Origin of the sequence: Amycolatopsis sp. WAC 01416 (assembly GCF_003947485.1) — a bacterium.
Classification (GTDB): domain Bacteria; phylum Actinomycetota; class Actinomycetes; order Mycobacteriales; family Pseudonocardiaceae; genus Amycolatopsis.
In genome coordinates, this window is record NZ_QHHX01000018.1 from 69,190 (window position 1) to 91,081 (window position 21,892).

Consider the following 21,892-nt stretch of genomic DNA (forward strand, 5'->3'; position numbering starts at 1 on the left):
GCGGTGCCGCCCCTTTCGCATGCGGAGGGCCAAGTAGCCTGCAGAGGTGCTGAGGACCCTGCTGGTGACCAACGACTTCCCGCCCCGGCCCGGCGGCATCCAGAACTACCTGAACTCGCTGGCCACCCGCTTGCCCGCGGACGACCTCGTCGTCTACGCCCCGTCCTGGGAATCGAGCACCGGTTCGCACGGCGAGTTCGACGCCGCCGCCCCGTTCGAGGTGGTGCGCCATCCGACGTCCCTGATGCTGCCGACACCGGACGTGCTCAAGCGGGCGAAGGAGATCATGCGGGCCCGCGACTGCGAGGCCGTCTGGTTCGGCGCGGCCGCGCCGCTGGCGTTGCTCGGACAGCCGCTGCGGGCCGCGGGCGCCCGCCGGGTGCTGGCGTCGACACACGGCCACGAGGTCGGCTGGTCGATGCTTCCGGGTTCGCGGCAGGCGTTGCGCCGGATCGGCGACACCGTCGACGTGATCACCTACGTCAGCAAGTACACACGCTCCCGGTTTTCGGCCGCCTTCGGCCCGATGGCGGGGCTGGAGATGCTCCCGTGCGGTGTCGACACCGCGCTCTACCGGCCGGACCCGGCCGCGGGCAAGGAAATCCGCGAGCGGCACGGCCTCGGCGACCGTCCGACGATCGTCTGCGTTTCGCGGCTGGTGCCGCGCAAGGGCCAGGACATGCTGATCAAGATCCTGCCCGAACTCCGCAAGCGGATCCCGGACGTGGCGCTGCTGCTCGTCGGCGGCGGCCCGTACCGCAAGACGCTCACCGGGCTCGTCGAGGCGATGGGGGTCGAGGACAGCGTCGTCATCACCGGATCGGTGCCGTGGAAGGAGTTGCCCGCGCACTACAACGCGGGTGACGTCTTCGCGATGCCGGCGCGGACGCGCGGGAAGGGACTCGACGTCGAGGGCCTGGGCATCGTGTACCTGGAGGCTTCGGCGTCCGGGCTGCCGGTCGTCGCCGGGAATTCCGGGGGCGCGCCGGAAACGGTGCTGGACGAGGTCACCGGGCACGTCGTCGACGGCCGCGACGAGCAGCAGCTGCGAGAGACGCTGGCCGCGTTGCTGGCGGATCCGGTGCGGGCGCGGCGCATGGGGGCCGCCGGTCGTGAATGGGTCGGCGAGAACTGGCGATGGGACACCATGGCGGGCAGGCTTTCCGGGCTGCTCGACGGCGATCCCGTCGCGGCCGTGCGCTGAGGAGTCAGGGTTCGTAGCGCGCCGGGTGCTTCGGATCGTCGACGCGGACCACCACGTCGGACAGCGCCGCCGGGTCGACTTCCCGTTCGTAGCGCTCGTAGGCGGGGAGCGCCCATGCGTCCGGCACCCGCCGCTTGAGCGCGGCGGGCGAGAGCCACAGGTGCACGCTCAGGTCGAAAGCGAGCCCCGCGCCGAAGAGGAACTCACCGTCCAGCAGGACGACACCGCCTTCGGGCAGCTCGACACGTTCGGCGCGGGTGGCGCGATCGCGGACCGGATCCCACAGCGACGGGAGGACCAGTCCGCTGCCGTCCTCGGCGAGCGGGTCGAGCACCTCGCGGCGCAGGGCGCCGAGGTCGAGCCAGTCGCTGTAGCGCGAGTCCGGATCCTGTTTGCCGCGTTCGAAACGCAGCGAGGCGGGGCGGAGGAAGTCTTTCGCCGAGATCCGCAACGCCGCGTGACCGGCGATCCGCAGGGGATCGACCAGGGCGTCGGCGAGTTCTGTGGTGTTGGTCGCACCGGCCGCGCCGTCGACGGCGACCGCGATCCGGCGGCGGCCTGTGATCGCCGTGATGCGTTCGGTCAGTTCCGAGACGAGCAGAGCGGGAGAAATCGGACGGTAGCGCACGGAAAGAGATCCTCCACCCGGACCGGTGACTGTCGCACGGTACACCCGATGGGATGATGGCCCGGTGGCGAAAGCAACGGCCAAAACAGCCGGAAGTGGTTGGCAGGTAGGCGTTTCCCAGACCGTGCCGTACACCAGCACGCAGGTGTGGGACTTCCTGGTCGGACGTGAGGGTGTGGGGATCTGGCTCGGCCCGGGTGCCGAACTCGGTCGTGAGCTGGGTGCGGCGTACGAGACGGCCAACGGGACCACCGGCGAGATCCGCGGCCGTTCCGAAGGCGACAAACTCCGCCTGACCTGGCGGCCGAAGGACTGGGACCACGACTCGACCCTGCAGATCACGGTGAGCGGCACCGAACAGAAGACCACGCTCCGTTTCCACCAGGAATGGCTCGCGGGCGCCGACGAGCGCGAAGAACAGCGGGCATACTGGACCGAAGTGACCGAGCGAGTGGTGGCCGCGCTGGCCGAACGCTGACCGGCGCGCCGGGGGAGGCGTACCGATGCAGTCGACCGACGTGCACGACCTGGCCGGGGATCTCGTCCAGGAACCACACCGGATCTCCGCGCTGTTGCGTGCGGAAGGCCCGGCCCGCAAGGTCCGGATGCCGCGTGGCCTGGACGTCTGGATCGTCACCGGATACGCCGAGGCCCGCGCGATCCTCTCGGATTCCCGCGTCGGCAAGGATCCGGCGGCCATCCGGCGGCTTTTCGAACGCGACGGCTTCGAATCCGCGGCCGACAGCGCGGTCCGCGCGCTCGGCGGGCATATGCTCAACACGGATCCGCCGGACCACACGCGGCTGCGCAAACTGGTCAACCAGGCCTTCACCGCACGCACCGTTTCCCGGCTGCGGCCGAGGATCGAGCAGATCACCGCGGAACTGCTGGACGGCATCGGCGACGCCGAACGCGTCGACCTCCTGCCCGCCTTCGCCGTTCCGTTGCCGATCCGGGTGATCTGTGAACTGCTCGGCGTGCACGCGGGTGACCGGCCGGCGTTCGCGAAGTGGTCGAACACGATGGTCGCCTGGTCGACGCCGGAGGAACTCCAGGCCGCGGCGGCGAAGATGCACGCGTATCTCGTCGAACTCATCGAGGAGAAGCGCGCCGAACCCGCCGACGACCTGCTTTCGGGTCTGATCCACGCCAGCGACGAAGGCGATTCGCTGTCCGCGGACGAATTGCTGGCCATGGCCTTCCTGCTGCTGGTGGCGGGGTTCGAGACGACGGTCAACCTGATCGCGAACAGCGTTTTCGCGCTGCTTCGTGAACCGGGACAGCTGGCCGCGCTCCAGGCCGATCCCGCCCTGCTGCCCGGGGCGGTCGAGGAGTTCCTGCGCTACGACGGCGCGATCCACCTGGCGACCATCCGGTTCACCCGCGAGCCCGTCCAGATCGGTGACGTCGAGATCCCGGCGGGCGAATTCGTGCTCGTCTCCCTGCTCGGTGCGAACCGGGACGCCGCGAAGTTCGAGGACCCGCACCGGCTGGACGTCACGAGGCCGGCGTCGGGGCATCTCGCGTTCGGGCACGGGATCCACTACTGCGTCGGCGCCCCGCTGGCCCGCCTGGAGGCCGAGATCGCCCTGCGAGGACTGCTGGAGCGGTTCCCGGCCCTGAGCCTGGACGCCGCTCCGGAAGCCTTGCGGTGGCGGGAAAGCACCCTGGTCCACGGCCTGGAAACCCTCCCTGTCCGCCTGTGCTGAGCGGGGTGTGTCGTAGGGTCGCCGGATGGACGCCGCCGAACTCCTCGCGCTCGACGCGGAACACGTCTGGCACCCGTACGGGCCGATGCCGAGCACGATCGATTCCCTGCTCGTACGCGAGGCGAGCGGGGTCCGGCTCACCCTCGACGACGGCCGCGAACTGATCGACGGCATGTCGTCCTGGTGGGCGGCGATCCACGGCTACCGGAACCCGGTGCTGGACGCGGCGCTGGCCGAGCAGGCGGGCCGGATGAGTCACGTGATGTTCGGCGGGCTCACCCACGAACCGGCCATCAGGCTGGCGAAGACCCTGGTCGACCTCGCCCCGGACGGGTTGCGGCACGTCTTCCTGTGCGATTCGGGGTCGGTGTCGGTCGAGGTCGCCGTCAAGATGTGCCTGCAGTACTGGCAGTCGGTGGGGCGCAAGGAAAAGCGGCGCCTGATGACCTGGCGCGGCGGCTATCACGGCGACACGTTCACGCCGATGAGCGTCTGCGACCCCGAGGGCGGGATGCACGCCCTGTGGCGCGGGATCCTGCCGGACCAGCTGTTCCTGCCCAAGCCGCCGGGTGGTTTCGCCGACGAACCGGATCCGGCGTACCTCGACCTGCTCGCGACCGAGATCGAACGGCACGCGGGCGAACTGGCCGCGATCATCGTCGAGCCGGTCGTACAGGGCGCCGGCGGCATGCGGTTCCACCCGCCCGCGTATCTGCGCGCGCTGCGCGAGCTCACCGAGGCCAACGACGTCCTGCTCATCTTCGACGAGATCGCCACCGGTTTCGGCCGCACCGGCACGATGTTCGCCGCCGAACACGCCGGTGTCACGCCGGACGTCCTATGCCTCGGCAAGGCGCTGACCGGTGGTTACCTCACGATGGCGGCGGCGCTGTGCACGCCGGAGATCGCCGACGGGATCTCGCGCGGTGAGCTGCCGGTGCTGGCGCACGGCCCGACGTTCATGGCGAATCCGCTTTCCTCGGCCGTCGCCAACGCGTCGCTGGGGATCCTGGCCGAAGGCGGCTGGAAGTCCGACGTTCCTCGGATCGAGGCCGCGCTGAAGGCCGGGCTCGAACCGGCTCGTGAACTGTCCTCGGTCGCCGACGTGCGGGTGCTCGGCGCCATCGGCGTGGTGGAACTGGACCATCCCGTGGACATGGCGGTGGCGACCGAGGTCCTCACGGAGAACGGGGTCTGGCTGCGTCCGTTCCGGAACCTGATCTACACGATGCCGCCCTACATCTCCGAGGCGGACGACCTCGCCGCGATCACTTCCGCAATGGTCTCGGCCGCACGAAAAGCGTAAAAACGGCGAAATTCAACCCAAAGAGTGTGACCGTGGCCACAGGAAACCGGGAAGGCCACGCTCGGTACAGAGCGTGGTCATGAGTTGATCTTGGTAAGGCGAACGGGCGAGTCCGATCGAGACCCGTCTCGGGTGCTTTGTCGCAAAAAGGTGTTACGTCCTAGTTCCCTGGTGCACAAGCAAACCTGAGAAACCTTTGCGTAGCGGACTTTTGCGCGACGATCGGGTTTCCTGCCCCCATGATCGACTTCGTTGGTGACGAGCACGACACCGGGCCCCCGGGCCGCCGCAATCCCGCATCGACCCTCCTGAAGAACCTTCGCCACGACCTCCCGGCTTCGGTCGTCGTCTTCCTCGTGGCGGTCCCGCTCTCGCTCGGCGTCGCACACGCCGCCGGAGCCCCCTTGCTCGCCGGACTCATCTCCGCCGTCGTCGGCGGAGTCGTCGCGAGCCTCTTCGGCGCCTCCGCCCTGCAAGTCAGCGGTCCTTCCGCCGCGCTGACCATCGTCATCGCGGAGACCATCTCGACCTTCGGCTGGGCGGCCACCTGCGCGATGACCGCCGCGGCGGGTGTGGTCCAGATCGTGTTCGGCGTCTGCCGCGTCGCACGCGCCACGCTGGTGATCTCGCCTGCCATCGTGCACGGCCTGCTCGCCGGGATCGGGTTGATCCTCGTCCTCGGCCAGTTGCACGTCGTGCTCGGCGGAGCGGCGCAAGGCTCCACGATCGCGAACATCCTCGCGCTGCCGGGCCGGATCGTCGGGCACCACGACCAGGCCGCGCTGATCGGCGTCGTCACCGTCGGCGTCCTGCTGGCGTGGACCAGGATGCCGGCTTCGGTGCGCCGCGTCCCCGGTCCGCTCGCCGCCGTCGCGCTCGCGACCGGCCTTTCCGTCGCGGCCGGGATGGACCTGCCGCGCGTCGACCTCCCGAACGGCTTGCCGGGGCTGGGTTTCGTCCCCGAGGTGCCGTCCGGATCCTTGGCGGCGATCATCGCCGCCGTCCTCTCCATCGCGCTCATCGCCAGCTTGGAGAGCCTGCTTTCCGCCGTCGCCATCGACAAACTGCGAGAAGGGCCGCGCACCGACCTCAATCGTGAACTGATCGGACAGGGCCTGGCGAACGCCGCGGCCGGTTCGCTCGGCGGATTCCCGGTCACCGGCGTCGTCGTGCGCACCATGACCAACTTCGAAGCGGGCGCCCGGACCAGGATGTCGGCGATCCTGCACAGCGCCTGGATCCTCGGCTGCTGCCTGTTCCTGGCGGGCGCGCTGCGGGTGATCCCGCTCGCCGCGCTCGCCGGTCTCCTCGTCTACGTCGGCGCCAAACTGGTCAACCTCACCAATCTTCGTGAGGTCCGCCGCCACGGCGACCTGCCGGTCTACCTCGCGACCCTGCTCGGCGCGGTCGCCGTCAACCTGCTCACCGGCGTCGCCGCGGGGATCGTGGTGGCGCTCGCGCTGATGCTGCGCCGGACGCTGTTCTCCGGGATCCACGTCGAACCGGACGGTCCGCGGACCCGCGTCGTCATCGAAGGCGCGCTCACTTTCCTTTCCGTGCCAAGGCTCACGAGCGTGCTGGCCGCGGTCCCCGGGCGTTCCGAGGTGACGCTGGAACTGTTCGTCGACTACCTCGACCACGCCGCTTTCGACTGCCTGCGCGGCTGGCAGCGCGCATACGAACGCGCCGGGGGCACCGTGGTCGTCGACGAGATCGGGCATCCGTGGTTCGGACGCGGCAAGGCGGGCGTGCCGACCGTGCGCCGCGGCGTCGCGTCACGGGTGGTGCCGCGCTGGCTCGCGCCGTGGTCGCAATGGCAGGCCGAACACCTCGAACTGCCGAGTCAGCGTGGCGGAAGTGTCCCGTTGTGCCGTGGTGCTTCGGAGTTCCAGCGGCGGACGGCGCCGCTGCTGCGGAGCACCTGGGACGGGCTGGCGAACGGGCAGCGGCCGCACACCCTGTTCATCACCTGCGGCGACGCGCGGATCGTGCCGAACCTGATCACCACCAGCGGTCCGGGAGACCTGTTCACCGTGCGGAACATCGGAAACCTCGTCCCGCACGCCGGTGCCGACGCGGATTTCTCCGTGGGGGCGGCGATCGAGTACGCCGTCGGGCTGCTGCGGGTGCGGGAAGTGGTGGTGTGCGGGCATTCCGGCTGCGGCGCGATGAAGGCGCTGCTCGGGGACGCGCCCGCTGGGCTCACGCAGCTCGCCGGCTGGCTACGCCACGGCGAGGAAACCTTGCGGCGCAGGGAAAGGGAGGGACCGGTGCTGCTCGACGGTGCCCGTCCCGCGCACGAAAGTGATCAGCTCGCCCTGCACAACGTGGTGCAGCAACTGGAAAACCTGCGCTCGTATCCGGTCGTCGACGCGGCGCTGGCGCGTGGCGAACTCCGGCTCACGGGTATGTACTTCGACGTCGGCGAGGCGAACGTGTCCCTGCTCGACGAGGTGCCGCGGTCGTTCACCTCGGCCACGACCCCGGTCGGCTCTTAGCCTCCGGAAGTCCGTGAAGGCCTCCTTGAGGGACCCAGGGTCCCTCAAGGAGGCCTTCACGGACATCGGTCGAGTTGGCCGGGCGGCCGACCGATACATCCCAGGATTCGGGAGTACGTAAGGCTTTTCGCAACGCGGAGGACATCTCCGGGCAACAAGCCGGACCGAAAGTGGGCCACGCCACCCGACGGTAGGGTGATATTCACTCGATCAGGTGGTGCATATCGGACAATTCACCAGTTACCTGGTGATCATGATGGTGATCATCAAAAAACCTCTCGCCGTGCTCCGGCACGACCTGCCCGCCTCGCTGGTGGTGTTCCTCGTCGCCGTGCCGCTTTCACTCGGGATCGCTCTCGCGTCGGGGGCGCCGATCGTCGCGGGGTTGATCGCCGCCGTGGTGGGAGGTGTGGTCGCCGGAGCCCTCGGCGGCTCCCCGCTTCAGGTCAGTGGTCCGGCGGCCGGGTTGACGGTGATCATGGCCGAAACCATCGCGACCTTCGGCTGGGCGACCACCTGCGCGATCACCGTCGCCGCGGGCGCGCTCCAGATCCTGCTCGGGCTGAGCCGCATCGCCCGCGCGGCGCTCGCGATCTCGCCTGCCATCGTCCACGGCATGCTCGCCGGTATCGGCGTCACGATCGTCCTCGGCCAGCTCCATGTCGTACTGGGCGGAACGGCCCAGAGCTCGGCGCTCAAGAACATCGCCGAACTGCCGGCGCAGATCGTCGGCCACCACGACACCGCCGCGTTGATCGGCGTGCTCACCATCGGGATCCTGCTGCTGTGGCCTCGGCTTCCCGCGTCCGTCCGCAAGGTGCCCGGTCCGCTCGCCGCGATCGCGCTGGTGACCGTGCTGTCCGTCGCCACCGGGATGACCCTGCCCCGCGTCGACCTGCCGGGTGACCTGCTCAACATCCGCTTCGCGCCCGAATTCCCGGACGCGGGCTGGGGCGCGTTCGCTGTCGCGGTCATCACCATCGCGCTGATCGCCAGCGTGGAAAGCCTCCTGTCGGCCGTCGCCGTCGACAAGATGCACACCGGACCGCGGTCGAACCTCGACCGCGAACTGATCGGACAAGGCGCCGCGAACATGACCTCCGGCGCGCTGGGCGGGCTCCCGGTCACCGGCGTGATCGTCCGCAGCTCCACCAACGTCGTCGCCGGCGCCCGCACCCGGGTGTCCGCGATCCTGCACGGCGTCTGGATCCTGGTGTTCGTCGCCGTGTTCGCCGGGCTGATCCAGAACATCCCGCTCGCGGCGCTGGCGGGCTTGCTCGTCCACGTCGGCGCGAAACTGGTCAACCCCGGCCATATGAAGCAGGTCCTCAAACACGGTGATCTGGGGCTGTACGTGGTGACACTCGCCGGTGTCGTCGTCTTCGACCTGCTCACCGGCGTGCTGCTCGGTATCGCGCTTTCGGTGCTGCTGATGCTGCGGCGCACCGTGTGGTCCGGGATTCACGCCGAACGCGACGGTGGCGAATGGCGCGTCGTCGTCGAAGGTGTCCTGACGTTCCTCTCGGTGCCGAGGCTCAGCCGCGTGCTCGCGACCGTGCCCGACGGCGCGAAGGTGACCCTGGAGTTGGTCGTCGACTACCTCGACCATGCCGCTTTCGAGAGTCTTTCGAACTGGCAGCAGGCGCACGAACGCTCCGGTGGGCAGGTGACCGTCGACGAGATCGGGCATCCGTGGTTCGCCAACGGCAAATCCGGCGATCCCACGCTGACCAGGACGGCCGCGATGCGTTCGGTGCCGCGGTTCCTCGCGCCGTGGTCCGACTGGCAGGCGAAGGACGTCGAGGTGCCCGGACAGCGCGGCGGGCCGACACTGCGCGGGGCGACCGAGTTCCAGCGGCGCACGGCCGCGCTCATGCAACCCGCGCTCAGCAAGCTGGCAGGCGGCCAGTCGCCGCACACCCTGTTCATCACCTGCGGCGACGCGCGGATCGTGCCGAACATGATCACCACGAGCGGCCCCGGTGACCTGTTCACCGTCCGCAACATCGGCAACCTGGTGCCCGCTCGCCGGGCCGACCCGTCGATGGGTGCCACGGTCGAGTTCGCCGTCGGCGTGCTGAAGGTGCGCGAGATCGTGGTCTGCGGGCACTCCGGCTGCGGCGCGATGCAGGCGCTGGCCACCGGCGCCCCCGACGGCGCGCCGATGCTGGCGTCCTGGTTGCGGCACGCCGAGCCGAGCGCGCGTCGCGACGTCCCGGTGACCCTCGACGGCGAACGCCCGGACAGGCACGTCGACCGGCTGGCGCTACAGAACGTGCTTCAGCAGCTGGAGCACCTGCGCCACTATCCGCTGATCGCCGAGGCGGAGGCACGCGGCGAACTGCACCTGACCGGGATGTACTTCGACGTCGGGGCGGCGCAGGTCTACCTGTCGGACGACGAGAGCCCGGCGTTCACGCCGGTCGGCGCCGTCGCCGCCGTACCCGAACAGGGGAGCTGACGGTCCCGTTCAGCCTCCCTGTAGACCGACCCACTACATTCATCGCACGTGAGCATGCTGGTCATGACCGGCACCGGTACGGGTGTCGGCAAGACGATCTCCACCGCCGCCATCGCCGCGCTGGCCGCCGGTCAGGGCCAACGCGTCGCCGTGCTGAAACCGGCGCAGACCGGGGTCGGCCCGGACGAGCCGGGTGATCTCGACGACGTGCTCCGGCTCGCCGGTCCGGTCACCACCCGTGAGCTGCGGAGATACCCGGATCCGCTGTCGCCGGAGGCGGCGGCCAGGCTCTCGGGACTGCCGACGCTCGGCCCGAGTGAGATCGCCGCCGCGGCGAGCGACCTCGACGGCGAACACGACCTCACCCTGATCGAGGGCGCGGGCGGCCTGCTGGTCCGGTTCGACGCCGCCGGGGCCACGCTGGCCGACGTCGCGTGGTCACTCGGTGCGCTGGTCATCCTCGTGGCCGAGGCCGGGCTGGGCACGCTCAACGCGACCGCGCTGACCGCCGAGGTCGCGACCAAACGCGGACTCACCGTGGCCGGGGTGATCATCGGCTCGTGGCCGGAGGAGCCGGATCTGGCGGCGGTGTCGAACCTGCGTGACCTGCCGGTCGCCGCCGGTGCCCCGCTGCTGGGCGTGCTGCCCGCCGGGCTGGGCACGGCCACTCCCGAGGAGTTCGCGGACCAGGCCAGGGCAGGCCTCTCGCCGTGGTTCGGCGGGGAGTTCGACCCGGAATGCTTCGTCGGCCAGGCGTCGGCCCAGAAGTGACCTGCGTCGCTGTGGCCGAGGCGCCCGGTCGTGCACGATGATGTGCCTTTGCTTCACCGCCCCACCCCGAACAGGAGCCGCCCCGTGACCACAGCCCCGGAGACCGTCGACATCCTCGCCGTGGCGCGCGACCAGGTCCTCGAGCGTGGTGTCGGACTCGCCGAAGAGCAGATCCTCGAAGTCCTGCGGCTCGACGACGACCACCTGACCGACCTGCTGGCGCTGGCCCACGAGGTCCGGATGCGCTGGTGCGGCCCCGAGGTCGAGGTCGAGGGCATCATCAGCCTCAAGACCGGCGGCTGCCCCGAGGACTGCCACTTCTGCTCGCAGTCCGGTCGGTTCCCGACGCCGGTGCGTTCGGCGTGGCTGGACATCCCCGGCCTGGTCAAGGCCGCCCGCCAGACCGCGGAGACCGGCGCGACCGAGTTCTGCATCGTCGCCGCCGTCCGCGGCCCCGACAAGCGGCTGCTCTCGCAGGTCCGCGAGGGGATCAAGGCCATCCGCGAGGACGGCAACGACATCCAGATCGCCTGCTCGCTCGGCATGCTCACCCAGGAGCAGGTCGACGAGCTCGTCGAGATGGGCGTGCACCGCTACAACCACAACCTGGAGACCGCGCGCTCGCATTTCGCGAACGTCGTCACCACGCACACGTGGGAAGAGCGCTGGGAGACCCTGCGCATGATCCGCGAGGCGGGCATGGAGGTCTGCTGCGGCGGCATCATCGGCATGGGGGAGAGCATCGAGCAGCGCGCCGAGTTCGCCGCGCAGCTGGCCGAGCTGAACCCCGACGAGTGCACGATGAACTTCCTCATCCCGCAGCCGGGTACGCCGTACGAGGGATACGAGATCGTCGAGGGCAAGGACGCGCTGCGCACCGTGGCCGCGTTCCGGCTGGCGATGCCCCGCCCGCTGCTCCGCTTCTCCGGCGGCCGTGAGCTGACCTTCGGCGACCTCGGCACCAAGCAGGGCATGCTCGGCGGCATCAACGCGATCATCGTCGGCAACTACCTGACCAACCTCGGCCGTCCGGCCACCGCGGACCTGGAGATGCTCGACGAGCTGAAGATGCCGGTGAAGGCGATCAGTGACGTCCTCTGACCCGCCCGCGTTCTGCGTCCACTGTGGACAGCCGTCCGACGGTGGCGCGGAACACCCCGCTTGTCACAACCCGAGAACGGCACTCGAACCGCCGCGCTACTGCACGTACTGCGCGCGGCGGATGGTCGTCCAGATCACCCCGGTGGGCTGGACGGCCAAGTGCAGCCGTCATGGTGAACTCGCCGGCTGACCACCCGCCCGCTATTCGTCATCCGGTTGCGGTAGTTGCACGCGCAACTACCGCAACCGGATGACGAATAGCGGGAGATGCGCGGCGGGTCGCGTGCGCTGGGGGCGTCATTGGTTACGCTCTGCACAAGCAGTTCGAGGGAGGAGTCCGGGGTTGGGCGAGACGACCGGTAAACCGGCGCACCTGTCTTCCAGCGTGCCCGACCCCTGGTCGGTGCCCGTGCTGCCGAGGCCGCGCCGCCCGTTCCCCAAGGTCGTCGTCAAGGCCGACCTGCTGCCGGCGGTGAGCGTCCTGTCCACGGCGGGACTGCTCGGCTTCCCGCTGGCCTGGCTGTGGGCGCGGCTCGCGCCACCCCAGCGGATGCGGGTGATCAACGACCGCGGCGGCCTCGCCCCGCTGGAACTGGAGAGCTGGCACCGCTTCGACGACCTGGCCGTCTACGGTTTCCTGGCGCTCGGCGTCGGGCTGCTGATCGGCATCGTGACCTGGATGCTGCGGGAGCGCCGCGGCCCGGTCGTGCTGATCGCCGCGACCGGCGGCGCGACCCTCGCGGGCTGGCTGGGGACGACGATGGGGGTCGCGTTCGCCAACGGCCGCTACGAGATCGCCTCGACGCCCGCCGTCGGCGACGTCATCGCGAAGGCGCCGCAGATCGAATCCCCGTGGATCATGCTCGCCGCGCCGCTGATGACCACGCTGGTCTACACGCTGCTGACCGCGTGGAACGGCCGGGAAGACCTGGGTCGCCGTCTCGGCTGACGAATTTCCTCTAGGGTGGGCGGCAACTTCTCTAGGGGGCTTACTCTTGACCGACGACATCGAGGTTTCCCGGCACAACGCCGTCCGCTTCCCGGGCATCAGCCCGCGCGCCTACGAACACCCCGTCGACCGTGGCGCCTTGGCCACCTTGCGCGCGGTTCCCGGATTCGCGCAGGTCGTGAAGGCGGTTTCCGGTTTCTACGCCGAACGCGGCGAGCGGCTCATGGCGCTCGCGTCCGGAATCCGGGTCGGGCCGACGCAGTATCCGGAGCTGGACAAGCTGCGCAACGAATGCGCCGAGACACTCGACCTCGACCGCGTGCCGAACCTGTTCGTCGCCCGCAGCCCCGAGGTCAACGCGCAGACGATCGGCATGGACGAGCCGTTCATCGTGCTCAACACCGCGGCCGTCGAGGCGATGGACCTCGCGTCGCTGCGATTCGTGATCGGGCACGAGATGGGGCACGTGCTGTCCGGGCACGCGGTGTACCGCACGATCCTGCTGCGGCTGATCAATCTCCAGATGTCGATGTCGTGGACGCCGGTGAGCGCGATCGGCATCCGCGTCGTCATCGCCGCGCTGCGCGAGTGGTACCGCAAGGCCGAACTGTCCTGCGACCGCGCCGGACTGCTGTGCTCGCAGGACCCGACGGCGGCGCTGCGCTCGCAGATCCTCGTCGCGGGCGGGATCGACCCGTCGAAGATCGACATCCCGGCCTTCCTGAAGCAGGCGGCGGAATACGAGTCGGTCGAGGACATCCGCGACAGCTACCTGAAGCTGCGCTACGTCGAGACGATGTCGCATCCGCTGGCCGTCGTGCGCGCCGCGCAACTGCAGAAGTGGGCCGCGTCGGAGGACTACCGGGGGATCCTGGCCGGCGAGTACCCGCGCCGCGACGCGGACGCGCCGTCGTCCACCTGGACCGACGACCTGAAATCGGCCGCGAAGTCGTACAAGGATTCCTGGAACAGCTCGGCCGACCCGCTGACGAAGGTGTTCAGTGACGTCGGCGAGGCGGTGTCCGGTGCGGCGGGCAAGGTATGGAGCAAGTTCGGCGGGGGCAACGGTCCGGACGAGGAGTCGGCGCCGGAGTCGGGTAAGTAGCGTCTCGCGCGTGCTATGAAAGGCCCCTTCATTGCAAATTTTGCAATGAAGGGACCTTTCATAGCGCTTGAGGGGGCTCAGTTCAGGTTCGACGGGCGGGTGTACTCGCCGAGTTCCCCCGGCGGCATCGGGACCGCGCCGAGGGTGCTGAGGAACCCGGCCTCCCGCGTCAGCAGCCGGCACGCGATCCGCAGCCGTCGCAGCGGGTTGGTCTCCTCCAGCAGGCGCTGCCGGTCCTCCAGCGGGAGCAGACAGTCCGCGGTGAGCCGGTAGGCGAGGGCCGCGATGTCGCCGTCCTCGGGCGGGGTGGTCCAGTCGTCGGCGTCCCAGGCGGATTCGCAGTAGCGCCGGTGCGCGGCCTTCGCGACGTCGGCGAGCCTGTTCACGGTGTCGCCGGGCACCGTCGCGACCTGGTCGTCGGGCACCCATTCGACCGAGCCGATCAGGTACGGCGCGGAAACGCGGTCGATCTCGAGCAGCCGGAACCGGCGCCGCGCGGTGGTGACGACGTCGAATCTGCCGTCCGGCAGCCGTTTCGCCTCGCGCAGCACCGTGCTGCAGCCGACTTCGTGGACGTGCTCCGGCCCGCTGACCTCCCGGACCATCGCCGAACGCAGCGCGACCACCCCGAACTCGCGGTCCGGGACGACCTCGCCGACGAGGTCCGCCATCAGCTGCCGGTACCGCGGTTCGAAGATGTGCAACGGGAGGTGTGTTCCGGGCAGAAGCACGGTCTGTAGCGGGAACAGCGGCAAGATCGCCTTCCCGGTGGACTCCTCGCTCGGCTCGGTCACCCGTTCAAGGTACGGGGACCGCGAGGACTTCGCAGGACGGTCACTTCCGGGCGGGCGGGCGGAACACCGCGAACGGGTCGGTGATCTGCATCCCCTTGCCCGCGAAGGAGAAGAGCGCCGCCGGGCGGCCGCCGCTGCGACCCGGCGGGGCGGTGTGCCCGGTGGGCAGGAGCAGTCCGCGCCGGGACAGCACACGCTGCAGGTTCGTCGCGGACACCCGGTAACCCAGCGCAGCCGAGTACAGCCCCCGCAACGCCGATACGGTGAACTCTTCCGGGGCGAGCGCGAACCCGAGATTCGTGTAGCAGAGCTTCGAGCGGAGCCGGTCCCGCGCGCGCAGCACGATGGACTCGTGGTCGAACGCCGTCCGCGGCAGCGCGGAGACGTCGTGCCATTCGGTGTCTTCCGGGATCTCGGGGTCCACATCGGACGGTACGAGGCCGAGGAACGCCGTCGCGACGACGCGCGGGCCCGGCACCCGGTCCGGCGCGCTGAAGACCGCCAGTTGCTCCACATGCTTCAACTGGCGTACGTCGACCTTCTCCGCGAGCTGCCGCCGGATGGACGCCTCGACGTCTTCATCCGGGCGAAGCCTTCCACCGGGAAGAGACCAGCGGCCCAGATGGGGATCGAGCGCGCGCCGCCACAGCAGGACCCGGAGTGTGTCCGAGCGCACTTGCAGGACCGCTCCCAAAACCTCGTGGGCGAGGGGGGTCTGGGTGTTAAGATGACTTCGCACGGTTTTCGATTATAAGGCGAAAACCGGAGACAGGTCCAGGAGGGCCAGAACGATGACGAGCACCCTGCACAACGACCTGACCCCGTACGGCGGAGTTGTCGCCGACGCCGCTTGGGCGGAGGAGGTGCGGAGCCTCGCTCGCAAGCGCGACGCCGTCCTGCTCGCGCACAACTACCAGGTCCCCGAGATCCAGGACATCGCCGACTTCACCGGCGATTCCCTCGCGCTCAGCCGTATCGCGGCGAGCAGCGACGCGTCCACCATCGTCTTCTGCGGCGTGCACTTCATGGCCGAGACGGCGAAGATCCTGGCGCCGGAGAAGACGGTCCTGATCCCGGACGCGCGAGCGGGCTGCTCGCTCGCGGACTCGATCACCGGAGACCAGCTGCGCGCCTGGAAGGCCGAGCACCCCGGCGCCGTCGTCGTCTCGTACGTGAACACCACGGCCGAGGTCAAGGCGGAGACCGACATCTGCTGCACCTCGTCGAACGCCGTCGACGTGGTCGCCTCCATCCCCGCCGACCAGGAGGTTCTGTTCCTGCCGGACCAGTTTCTCGGCGCACACGTCAAGCGGGTGACCGGCCGGGAGAACATGCACATCTGGGCGGGCGAGTGCCACGTGCACGCCGGGATCAACGGCGCGGAGCTGGCCGAGCGGGCCGCGGAGAACCCGGACGCAGACCTGTTCATCCACCCGGAATGCGGCTGCGCGACGTCGGCGCTGTACCTGGCGGGCGAGGGCGCGGTCGCCCCCGAGCGGGTCAAGATCCTCTCGACCGGCGACATGGTCCACGCCGCCCGTGACACCAAGGCGAAGTCGGTGCTCGTGGCCACCGAGATCGGGATGATCCACCAGCTGCGCAAGGCCGCGCCGGAGATCGACTTCCGCGCCGTGAACGACCGGGCGTCCTGCCGGTACATGAAGATGATCACGCCCGCCGCCCTGCTGCGGTCGCTGCGCGAGGGCGCCGACGAGGTCCACGTCGACGTCGAGACCGCCGCCCGTGCCCGCGCTTCCGTGCGGCGCATGATCGAGATCGGGCAGCCTGGCGGCGGAGAATGACCGACCCGGTTACCGCCCTTCAGGCGAAAACCCACCCGGCGTGGGAGGCCGCCGCCGATCTCGTGGTGATCGGCAGCGGGGTCGCCGGGCTCGCCGCCGCGCTGCGCGCACGGGAGCTCGGGCTGCACGTCCTGGTGGTCACCAAGGCGGCGGTCTCCGACGGGAACACCCGCTGGGCGCAGGGCGGGATCGCGGTCGTGCTGGAGGGTGAGCACGAGCGAGGCGACTCGGTCGGCGAACACGCTGCCGACACGCTCACCGCGGGCGCCGGGCTCTGCGACGAGAGCGCGGTCCGTTCGATCATCGCCGATGGCCCGGCCGCGGTGGCCAGGTTGCGGGCGGAGGGCGCCCGCTTCGACCCGGTCGTCGAAGGCCGTGACGAACTGGCGCGCACGCGCGAAGGTGGCCACAGCGCGTTCCGCGTCATCCACGCCGGTGGCGACGCGACCGGCGCGGAGGTCGAGCGGACGCTGGTCGCGAAGGCCGGTGACCGGCGGATCCCGGTGCTGGAGCACCACATCGCCGTCGACGCGATCCGGACACCCGCGGGCGAGGTCGTCGGCGTGACCGTCCTGGACCACAACGGTGTGCCCGGTGTCGTCCGGGCGCAGGCGGTGCTGCTGGCCAGCGGCGGGCTGGGGCAGCTCTACCAGGCGACGTCGAATCCGGAGATCGCCACCGGGGACGGGCTCGCGCTCGCGTTGCGCGCGGGGGCGCAGGTCGCGGACGTCGAGTTCGTCCAGTTCCACCCGACGGTCCTGTTCACGCCCGGCGCGCGCGGCCGCCTCCCGCTGGTCACCGAGGCGGTGCGCGGGGAGGGCGCGACCCTGCACGACGCGACGGGCGCCTCCGTCATGCGCGGAGTGCATCCGCTCGGCGATCTCGCGCCCCGCGACGTCGTGTCGGCGGCGATCACGCGCCGTATGGTGCGGGCGCCCGGCGGTATCGACGACCACGTTTTCCTCGATGCGACAGGGATCTCCGGGTTCGCCAAGCGATTCCCGACCGTGCACGCCGCGTGCACGGCGATCGGGCTGGATCCGGCGAAGGACCCGATCCCGGTCACGCCGGCGGCGCATTTCGCCTGCGGTGGTGTGGTGACCACTGTGGACGGACGGTCGAGCGTCCGTGGTCTCTACGCGGCGGGCGAGGTCGCGAGGACCGGCCTGCACGGCGCGAATCGCCTGGCCTCCAACAGTTTGCTCGAAGGACTCGTCGTCGGGCAGCGGGTGGCGGAAGCGGTCGCCATCGATCTCGCCGCCGGCTTGCTGGCCGACCCGCGCCGCGGTGTGCTTTTGCCCCCGTCGAAGGTCGCGGTGGCCGACCGTGACGCGCTGCAGCGCGCGATGAGCCGCTACGCCGCGATCGGCCGCGACGCCGAAGGGCTTTCGGTCGTCGGTTCGGTGCTGGATCTTTCGGTGATCGAGAGTCCTTTGTGGACTCCTCGGATCGTGGAGGACGCGGCGCTCACCTTGGTGGCGGAGGCCTTGGTCGCGGCGGCCGCGCGCCGGACGGAGTCCCGCGGCTGCCACGTGCGGACCGATTTCCCCGAACGCGACGACAACGTCTGGCAACGCGGCCAGCTCATCCGGCTCAGCCCGTCCGGGCAGCCGGTGCTGGCCGATCCGATCGCTTTGGAGGGTGTGGCATGAGCGAATTCTCCCCGTGGGTCACCAAGGCGCTGGCCGATCACGGTCTCGACGTCCCCGATGTGCACCGCGTCGTCACCACGGCCTTGGCCGAGGATCTGCGGTACGGGCCCGACGCGACGACGAACGCCACCGTGCCCGAGTCCGCGACCGCGCTGGCCGAACTCACGCCGAGGACGGCGGGTGTGGTCGCCGGGATCCCGGTGGCGCTGGCGGTGTTCGACGTCGTGCTCGGTTCGGAGCTGGAGATCCTGGCCGCCCGCGACGACGGCGACCGGCTGACCGCCGGCGAACCCGCGCTGGTGCTCCGCGGTCCGGTGCGTGGCCTGCTCACGGCCGAACGCACCGCGTTGAACCTGCTGTGTCACCTGTCCGGCATCGCCTCCGCGACCGCCGCCTGGGTGAACGCCCTGGAGGGGACAGGCTGCCGGGTCAGGGATTCGCGCAAGACGCTGCCCGGGCTGCGGTTGCTGGAGAAGTACGCGGTCCGCGCGGGCGGCGGGGTGAACCACCGGCTCGGCCTCGGTGACGCCGTGCTGATCAAGGACAACCACGTGGTCGCGGCCGGTTCGGTGACCGCGGCGCTCGCCGCCGTCCGCGAGCACGCGCCCGAACTGCACTGCGAGGTCGAGGTCGACGACCTCGACCAGTTGGAAGAGGCGCTCGCCGCGGGAGCCGACGAGGTGCTGCTGGACAACTTCACGCCCGACGAATGCGCGAAGGCCGTCGACAGGCGCGACGAGGTTTCGCCGAAGACCCGGCTGGAATCCTCGGGCGGCTTGCGGCTGGACGTGGCGCGGGCGTACGCGGAGTCCGGTGTGGACTTCTTGGCCGTCGGCGCGCTCACCCATTCCTCACCCGCGCTCGACCTCGGGATGGACCTGCGCTGATCCCCGGCAGTAGGATTCCCTTGTGTGACAAGGGAATCCTGGAGGAATGGTGGGCTTTGCCGGTAAAACTGCCGTCGCGGGATGCGTCGCTTTCATGGCATCGCTCGGCATCGGAGTCCCGGCGACGGCGGTCGCCGAGCAGTGCGCGAATCCGACGGGCACCTACACCGCCGCCGTTCCGTGGGGGCAGCGGCTGATCGACCCCGTGCGGATCTGGCCGCTGTCGCGCGGCACCGGCCAGCTGGTCGCGGTGATCGGCACCGGGGTCGACGGCGGCAACGGCCAGTTCGCGCCCGGTCAGCTCGCCGGCGGCCAGGGCACCACGGCCGACGACTGCGACGGCCGGGGCACGATCGCCGCCGGGATCGTCGGCGCGCAACCGGATCCGTCCACGACGTTCACCGGGATCGCGCCCGGCGCCAAGATCCTCCCGATCCGCTACACGCAGGTGAACGGCGGCGGCGATCCCGGGCAACTCGCGTCCGCCATCGAAACCGCGCTGAACCGCGGCGCCGGGATCATCCTGATCGCCGTCCCCGCGGCCGCCGACAGTCCCGCGCTGACCGGCGCCGTCTCGCGTGCGAGGGAGAAAGGCGCGCTGATCATCTCTCCCGCCGCGGGGACACAGCAGGGCCAGACGTCCTACCCGACCGCGACGCCAGGGGTGCTCGCCGTGGGGTCGACGAACCAGACCGGTGCGGCGGTGCAGACGGAATCCGGTTCCTACGTGGGGATTTCCGCGCCCGGTGCCGAACTGGTCAGCACCTCCGCCGGCGCGGGCGGGACGGTGGCGCACCGGTGGCCGGTGAGCGACCCGAGCTTGGCCGCCGCGCATGTCGCGGGTGTCGCCGCGCTCGTGCGCGCGTATCACCCGGAGCTGTCGCCGGAGCAGGTCGTCGCCCGGCTGACGCTGACCGCGCACCGTGGTCCGGGTGGTGGTCACGATCCCCGGCGGGGCTGGGGCGCGATCGACGCCTACGCCGCCGTTTCCGCCTCGATCCCGGCCGGTACACCCGGCCCGGGAGGACCGCCGAGCGTCGCTCCGGACACCTTCGTCGTCCCCGCCGCCGCGCCCGCCCGAGCCAACGCGGACAAGGTTTCCGGTGTTCTCGCCATCGCCGGGGTGGCCGCCGCCATCGCGGCGGGCGTGGTGGTGGCCGCGGTCCGCCGGGGCAAACGCCGGGGCTGGAAGCCGTCACGGTTCCGCGCCTCGTGAGCGGCAGCGGTGTACTGGGGGACACCGCCACCGCTCACGAGGTCTTCGCGACCCCCTGGGTTTAGGGGACGGGTACGCAGGCCGTCGAGCCCACGATGGCCACGCCGTCGCCGACGCGGGAGACATGCACGTTGAAGTCGGCGCCGTCGCGGCTGAACTGCGCGATCAGCTCACGCGGGTTGCTGCGGTCGCGTGTCCGCCAGCCCTGGTTTTCCATCAGGGGCAGGACGACGTCGACGAGGGTGCGGACCGCGTCGGACGCGTCGTCCACACGGAGGCCGTACTGCCAGCACAGCGACCGGCCCGGCTGAGTCGGGTCGCAGTCCAGTTCGCCTTCCACGGTGCGCTCCGCGGCGGTGCCGAAGGTGCCCGCGACGCCGTCGATGACCGCAGCCAAGTCCTCGGCCAGCGGGTCGAGCGCGGTGTTCGTGGTGATCATGACAAACCCTTCACAAGCCTCGTCCCACGCCTTCGATGGCCATCTCGCGCAGCGAGCCGCCGGTGAAGCCTTCGTGCGTGACCGCGCCGCCGGTGATCACACCGTAGATGTTGTTCCACGAATCGGAACCCGGCTTGAGAACACCGCTGTGGGAGTCGAAGCCCCACTGCAGGTCGCCGTTCGCGTCGCGGCCGGTTTCCAGTTCGACGACGCCGGGGAAGCGGTCGGGGTCTGCTCCGTGCCCGGCGCCGAGCCATTCGAAGAGGCCCGCGTTGCCCTGCGCGACCACGATCGGGTCGAAGGGGGCCGTCATGGAGTATCGCTGCACACCGGCCTGGCTGGCCGGGAGGTCGTCCGGGTTCCAGATCCCGTGGCCCATACCCGCGGACTCGACGTGCAGCACCTGATCGGCCCTGAGCCCGAGCTGCTCCGCGAGCCCCACGGTCGCGCCGCCGTAGCTGTGCCCGACGGCGGTGACCACGACACCCGGGCCGGCGTGGCTGTCGATCTGGCCGCGCAGTTCGTCGCCGAACGCCTTGAGATCGGGCGCCATGGTCTGCGCGTAATGCGCGGCAGGCCCTTCGGTGATGACGTTCTGCGGGAAGACCCCGTCGGCCCAGACCACCATCGCGGTCCGCCCGGTGGCGTCCGCGGCGACCAGGCTCTTGCCCAGGTCGGCGTAGCTCTGGAAGTTGTCGAACGAGGTGTTGACGCCGGGGACGAACAACCCGACGTTGCGGGTGCCCGGTTCGATCCGGCCGACCAGTTCGGCGATCCGCCCGTTGCCGGAAGGATCGAACCGCAGGATCTGCCGGTCGTTGGCGAGGATGTCCTCGTACAACGCGATCCGGGTGCGCGCGTTCGCGATGTCGTCGGCTTTTCCGCCGTGTGCCAGGAGATTCGCGAGCCGCTCGCGTTCGGAGGTCAGCGCGTCGGTGACCTTCGTGCGGTTCTCGGCGATCGCGGTCGCCCAGGTTCCGGTGTCGGCCGCGCCGCCGACGCCCGCCGGATTCCCCGCCTTGGGCAACGGGTTCTCCGGCATGAGCGCCCGGTACGAAGCGGCGACCTGGACGTCGGCGCGCCGGTAACCGCCCGCCGCGGACGTGAGTCCTTGATGGATCACCGTCGCCTTGGTGATCCGGCCGTCGAGTTTGCCCGCGACGTCCTTGATCGTCTTGGTGTACGTCGCCGATGCCGCGCCGGAAGCGGAAACCTGGCCGAACGCGGCGGCGGGGACGTTCTCACCCGCCAGCGCGGTCTGCGCGGTCTTGAGCACGCCGGCACGCTGTTCGAGTTCCGCCGCCGCCGCTTCGAGCCTGGTGGGGGCGACTCGGTAACCGCCCGCACTGGATGCCATCACCGAGCCGCCT

The 21,892-nt window shown here is 70.2% G+C and carries 20 protein-coding genes; 15 read left to right on the forward strand and 5 right to left on the reverse strand.

The genetic code is table 11. The annotated features are described in order from the left end of the window. Positions 1 to 46 precede the first annotated feature (46 nt). Positions 47 to 1,204 (forward strand): glycosyltransferase family 4 protein, encoded by a 1,158-nt coding sequence (locus tag DL990_RS40590; RefSeq protein WP_199746802.1) that lies wholly within the window; start codon positions 47 to 49, stop codon positions 1,202 to 1,204. A 4-nt stretch (positions 1,205 to 1,208) separates the two neighbouring features. Here DL990_RS40590 and DL990_RS40595 read toward each other — a convergent pair whose 3' ends face one another. Further along, positions 1,209 to 1,832, reverse strand: a complete 624-nt coding sequence (locus DL990_RS40595) for a uridine kinase (RefSeq protein ID WP_125787905.1) — start codon at positions 1,830 to 1,832, stop codon at positions 1,209 to 1,211. Between the two features lie 124 nt (positions 1,833 to 1,956). On the opposite strand from DL990_RS40595, the gene DL990_RS40600 reads away from it, so the two are divergent. The 10 genes from DL990_RS40600 (at position 1,957) to DL990_RS40645 (ending at position 13,732) form a co-directional block, all read left to right on the forward strand. Further along, positions 1,957 to 2,310 carry an SRPBCC domain-containing protein gene (locus tag DL990_RS40600; RefSeq protein WP_125801841.1) on the forward strand — a complete coding sequence of 118 codons (354 nt, stop codon included), beginning with the start codon at positions 1,957 to 1,959 and terminating at the stop codon, positions 2,308 to 2,310. Positions 2,311 to 2,335: 25 nt separating this feature from the next. Beyond that, positions 2,336 to 3,541, forward strand: coding sequence for a cytochrome P450 (locus DL990_RS40605; RefSeq protein WP_125801829.1), 1,206 nt, complete (start codon positions 2,336 to 2,338; stop codon positions 3,539 to 3,541). Positions 3,542 to 3,566: 25 nt separating this feature from the next. Then, positions 3,567 to 4,847, forward strand: coding sequence for an adenosylmethionine--8-amino-7-oxononanoate transaminase (locus DL990_RS40610; protein WP_125787903.1), 1,281 nt, complete (start codon positions 3,567 to 3,569; stop codon positions 4,845 to 4,847). Positions 4,848 to 5,086: 239 nt separating this feature from the next. Then, positions 5,087 to 7,345, forward strand: coding sequence for a bifunctional SulP family inorganic anion transporter/carbonic anhydrase (locus DL990_RS40615; RefSeq protein WP_125801830.1), 2,259 nt, complete (start codon positions 5,087 to 5,089; stop codon positions 7,343 to 7,345). Positions 7,346 to 7,601: 256 nt separating this feature from the next. Then, positions 7,602 to 9,806 (forward strand): bifunctional SulP family inorganic anion transporter/carbonic anhydrase, encoded by a 2,205-nt coding sequence (locus DL990_RS40620; protein ID WP_125787960.1) that lies wholly within the window; start codon positions 7,602 to 7,604, stop codon positions 9,804 to 9,806. A 48-nt stretch (positions 9,807 to 9,854) separates the two neighbouring features. Further along, a complete protein-coding gene (gene bioD, locus DL990_RS40625) occupies positions 9,855 to 10,577 on the forward strand; it encodes a dethiobiotin synthase (RefSeq protein ID WP_125801831.1) in 723 nt (240 codons plus the stop codon). A gap of 84 nt (positions 10,578 to 10,661) precedes the next feature. After that, positions 10,662 to 11,678 carry a biotin synthase BioB gene (gene bioB, locus DL990_RS40630; protein WP_125787900.1) on the forward strand — a complete coding sequence of 339 codons (1,017 nt, stop codon included), beginning with the start codon at positions 10,662 to 10,664 and terminating at the stop codon, positions 11,676 to 11,678. Further along, positions 11,665 to 11,868, forward strand: a complete 204-nt coding sequence (locus DL990_RS40635; RefSeq protein WP_125787899.1) for a hypothetical protein — start codon at positions 11,665 to 11,667, stop codon at positions 11,866 to 11,868. Before bioB ends, DL990_RS40635 begins: the two co-directional genes overlap by 14 nt. A gap of 153 nt (positions 11,869 to 12,021) precedes the next feature. Further along, a complete protein-coding gene (locus tag DL990_RS40640; RefSeq protein ID WP_125801832.1) occupies positions 12,022 to 12,627 on the forward strand; it encodes a DUF2567 domain-containing protein in 606 nt (201 codons plus the stop codon). Positions 12,628 to 12,673: 46 nt separating this feature from the next. Further along, positions 12,674 to 13,732 (forward strand): M48 family metallopeptidase, encoded by a 1,059-nt coding sequence (locus tag DL990_RS40645; protein WP_125787897.1) that lies wholly within the window; start codon positions 12,674 to 12,676, stop codon positions 13,730 to 13,732. Positions 13,733 to 13,809: 77 nt separating this feature from the next. On the opposite strand, the gene DL990_RS40650 is transcribed toward DL990_RS40645, so the two are convergent. Both DL990_RS40650 and DL990_RS40655 read right to left on the reverse strand, forming a co-directional pair. Continuing rightward, the gene (locus DL990_RS40650; RefSeq protein WP_125787896.1) at positions 13,810 to 14,526 is read right to left on the reverse strand and encodes an LON peptidase substrate-binding domain-containing protein; all 717 of its coding nucleotides are present in this window, start codon (positions 14,524 to 14,526) and stop codon (positions 13,810 to 13,812) included. Between the two features lie 40 nt (positions 14,527 to 14,566). Continuing rightward, on the reverse strand, positions 14,567 to 15,202 hold the full coding sequence (locus DL990_RS40655) for an NUDIX domain-containing protein (RefSeq protein WP_125787895.1): 636 nt from the start codon (positions 15,200 to 15,202) through the stop codon (positions 14,567 to 14,569). A gap of 115 nt (positions 15,203 to 15,317) precedes the next feature. Here DL990_RS40655 and nadA point away from each other — a divergent pair, with 115 nt between their 5' ends. Genes nadA through DL990_RS40675 form a run of 4 tightly spaced genes read left to right on the forward strand, consistent with a single transcriptional unit; the run spans position 15,318 to position 20,083 of the window. Beyond that, complete coding sequence (gene nadA / locus DL990_RS40660) at positions 15,318 to 16,328, forward strand: quinolinate synthase NadA (protein ID WP_125787894.1); 1,011 nt, start codon at positions 15,318 to 15,320, stop codon at positions 16,326 to 16,328. Further along, positions 16,325 to 17,980, forward strand: a complete 1,656-nt coding sequence (locus DL990_RS40665) for an L-aspartate oxidase (RefSeq protein ID WP_125801833.1) — start codon at positions 16,325 to 16,327, stop codon at positions 17,978 to 17,980. Before nadA ends, DL990_RS40665 begins: the two co-directional genes overlap by 4 nt. Continuing rightward, positions 17,977 to 18,867 (forward strand): carboxylating nicotinate-nucleotide diphosphorylase, encoded by an 891-nt coding sequence (gene nadC / locus DL990_RS40670; RefSeq protein WP_125801834.1) that lies wholly within the window; start codon positions 17,977 to 17,979, stop codon positions 18,865 to 18,867. The genes DL990_RS40665 and nadC overlap by 4 nt, the downstream gene beginning before the upstream one ends. Positions 18,868 to 18,913: 46 nt before the next feature. After that, positions 18,914 to 20,083 (forward strand): S8 family serine peptidase, encoded by a 1,170-nt coding sequence (locus DL990_RS40675; protein WP_125801835.1) that lies wholly within the window; start codon positions 18,914 to 18,916, stop codon positions 20,081 to 20,083. Positions 20,084 to 20,144: 61 nt separating this feature from the next. Here the strand turns inward: DL990_RS40675 and DL990_RS40680 are convergent, their stop codons facing one another. Further along, complete coding sequence (locus tag DL990_RS40680) at positions 20,145 to 20,522, reverse strand: hypothetical protein (protein ID WP_125801836.1); 378 nt, start codon at positions 20,520 to 20,522, stop codon at positions 20,145 to 20,147. 10 nt (positions 20,523 to 20,532) lie between these two features. After that, on the reverse strand, positions 20,533 to 21,879 hold the full coding sequence (locus DL990_RS40685) for an alpha/beta hydrolase (protein ID WP_125801837.1): 1,347 nt from the start codon (positions 21,877 to 21,879) through the stop codon (positions 20,533 to 20,535). Between the last annotated feature and the right edge of the window lie 13 nt (positions 21,880 to 21,892).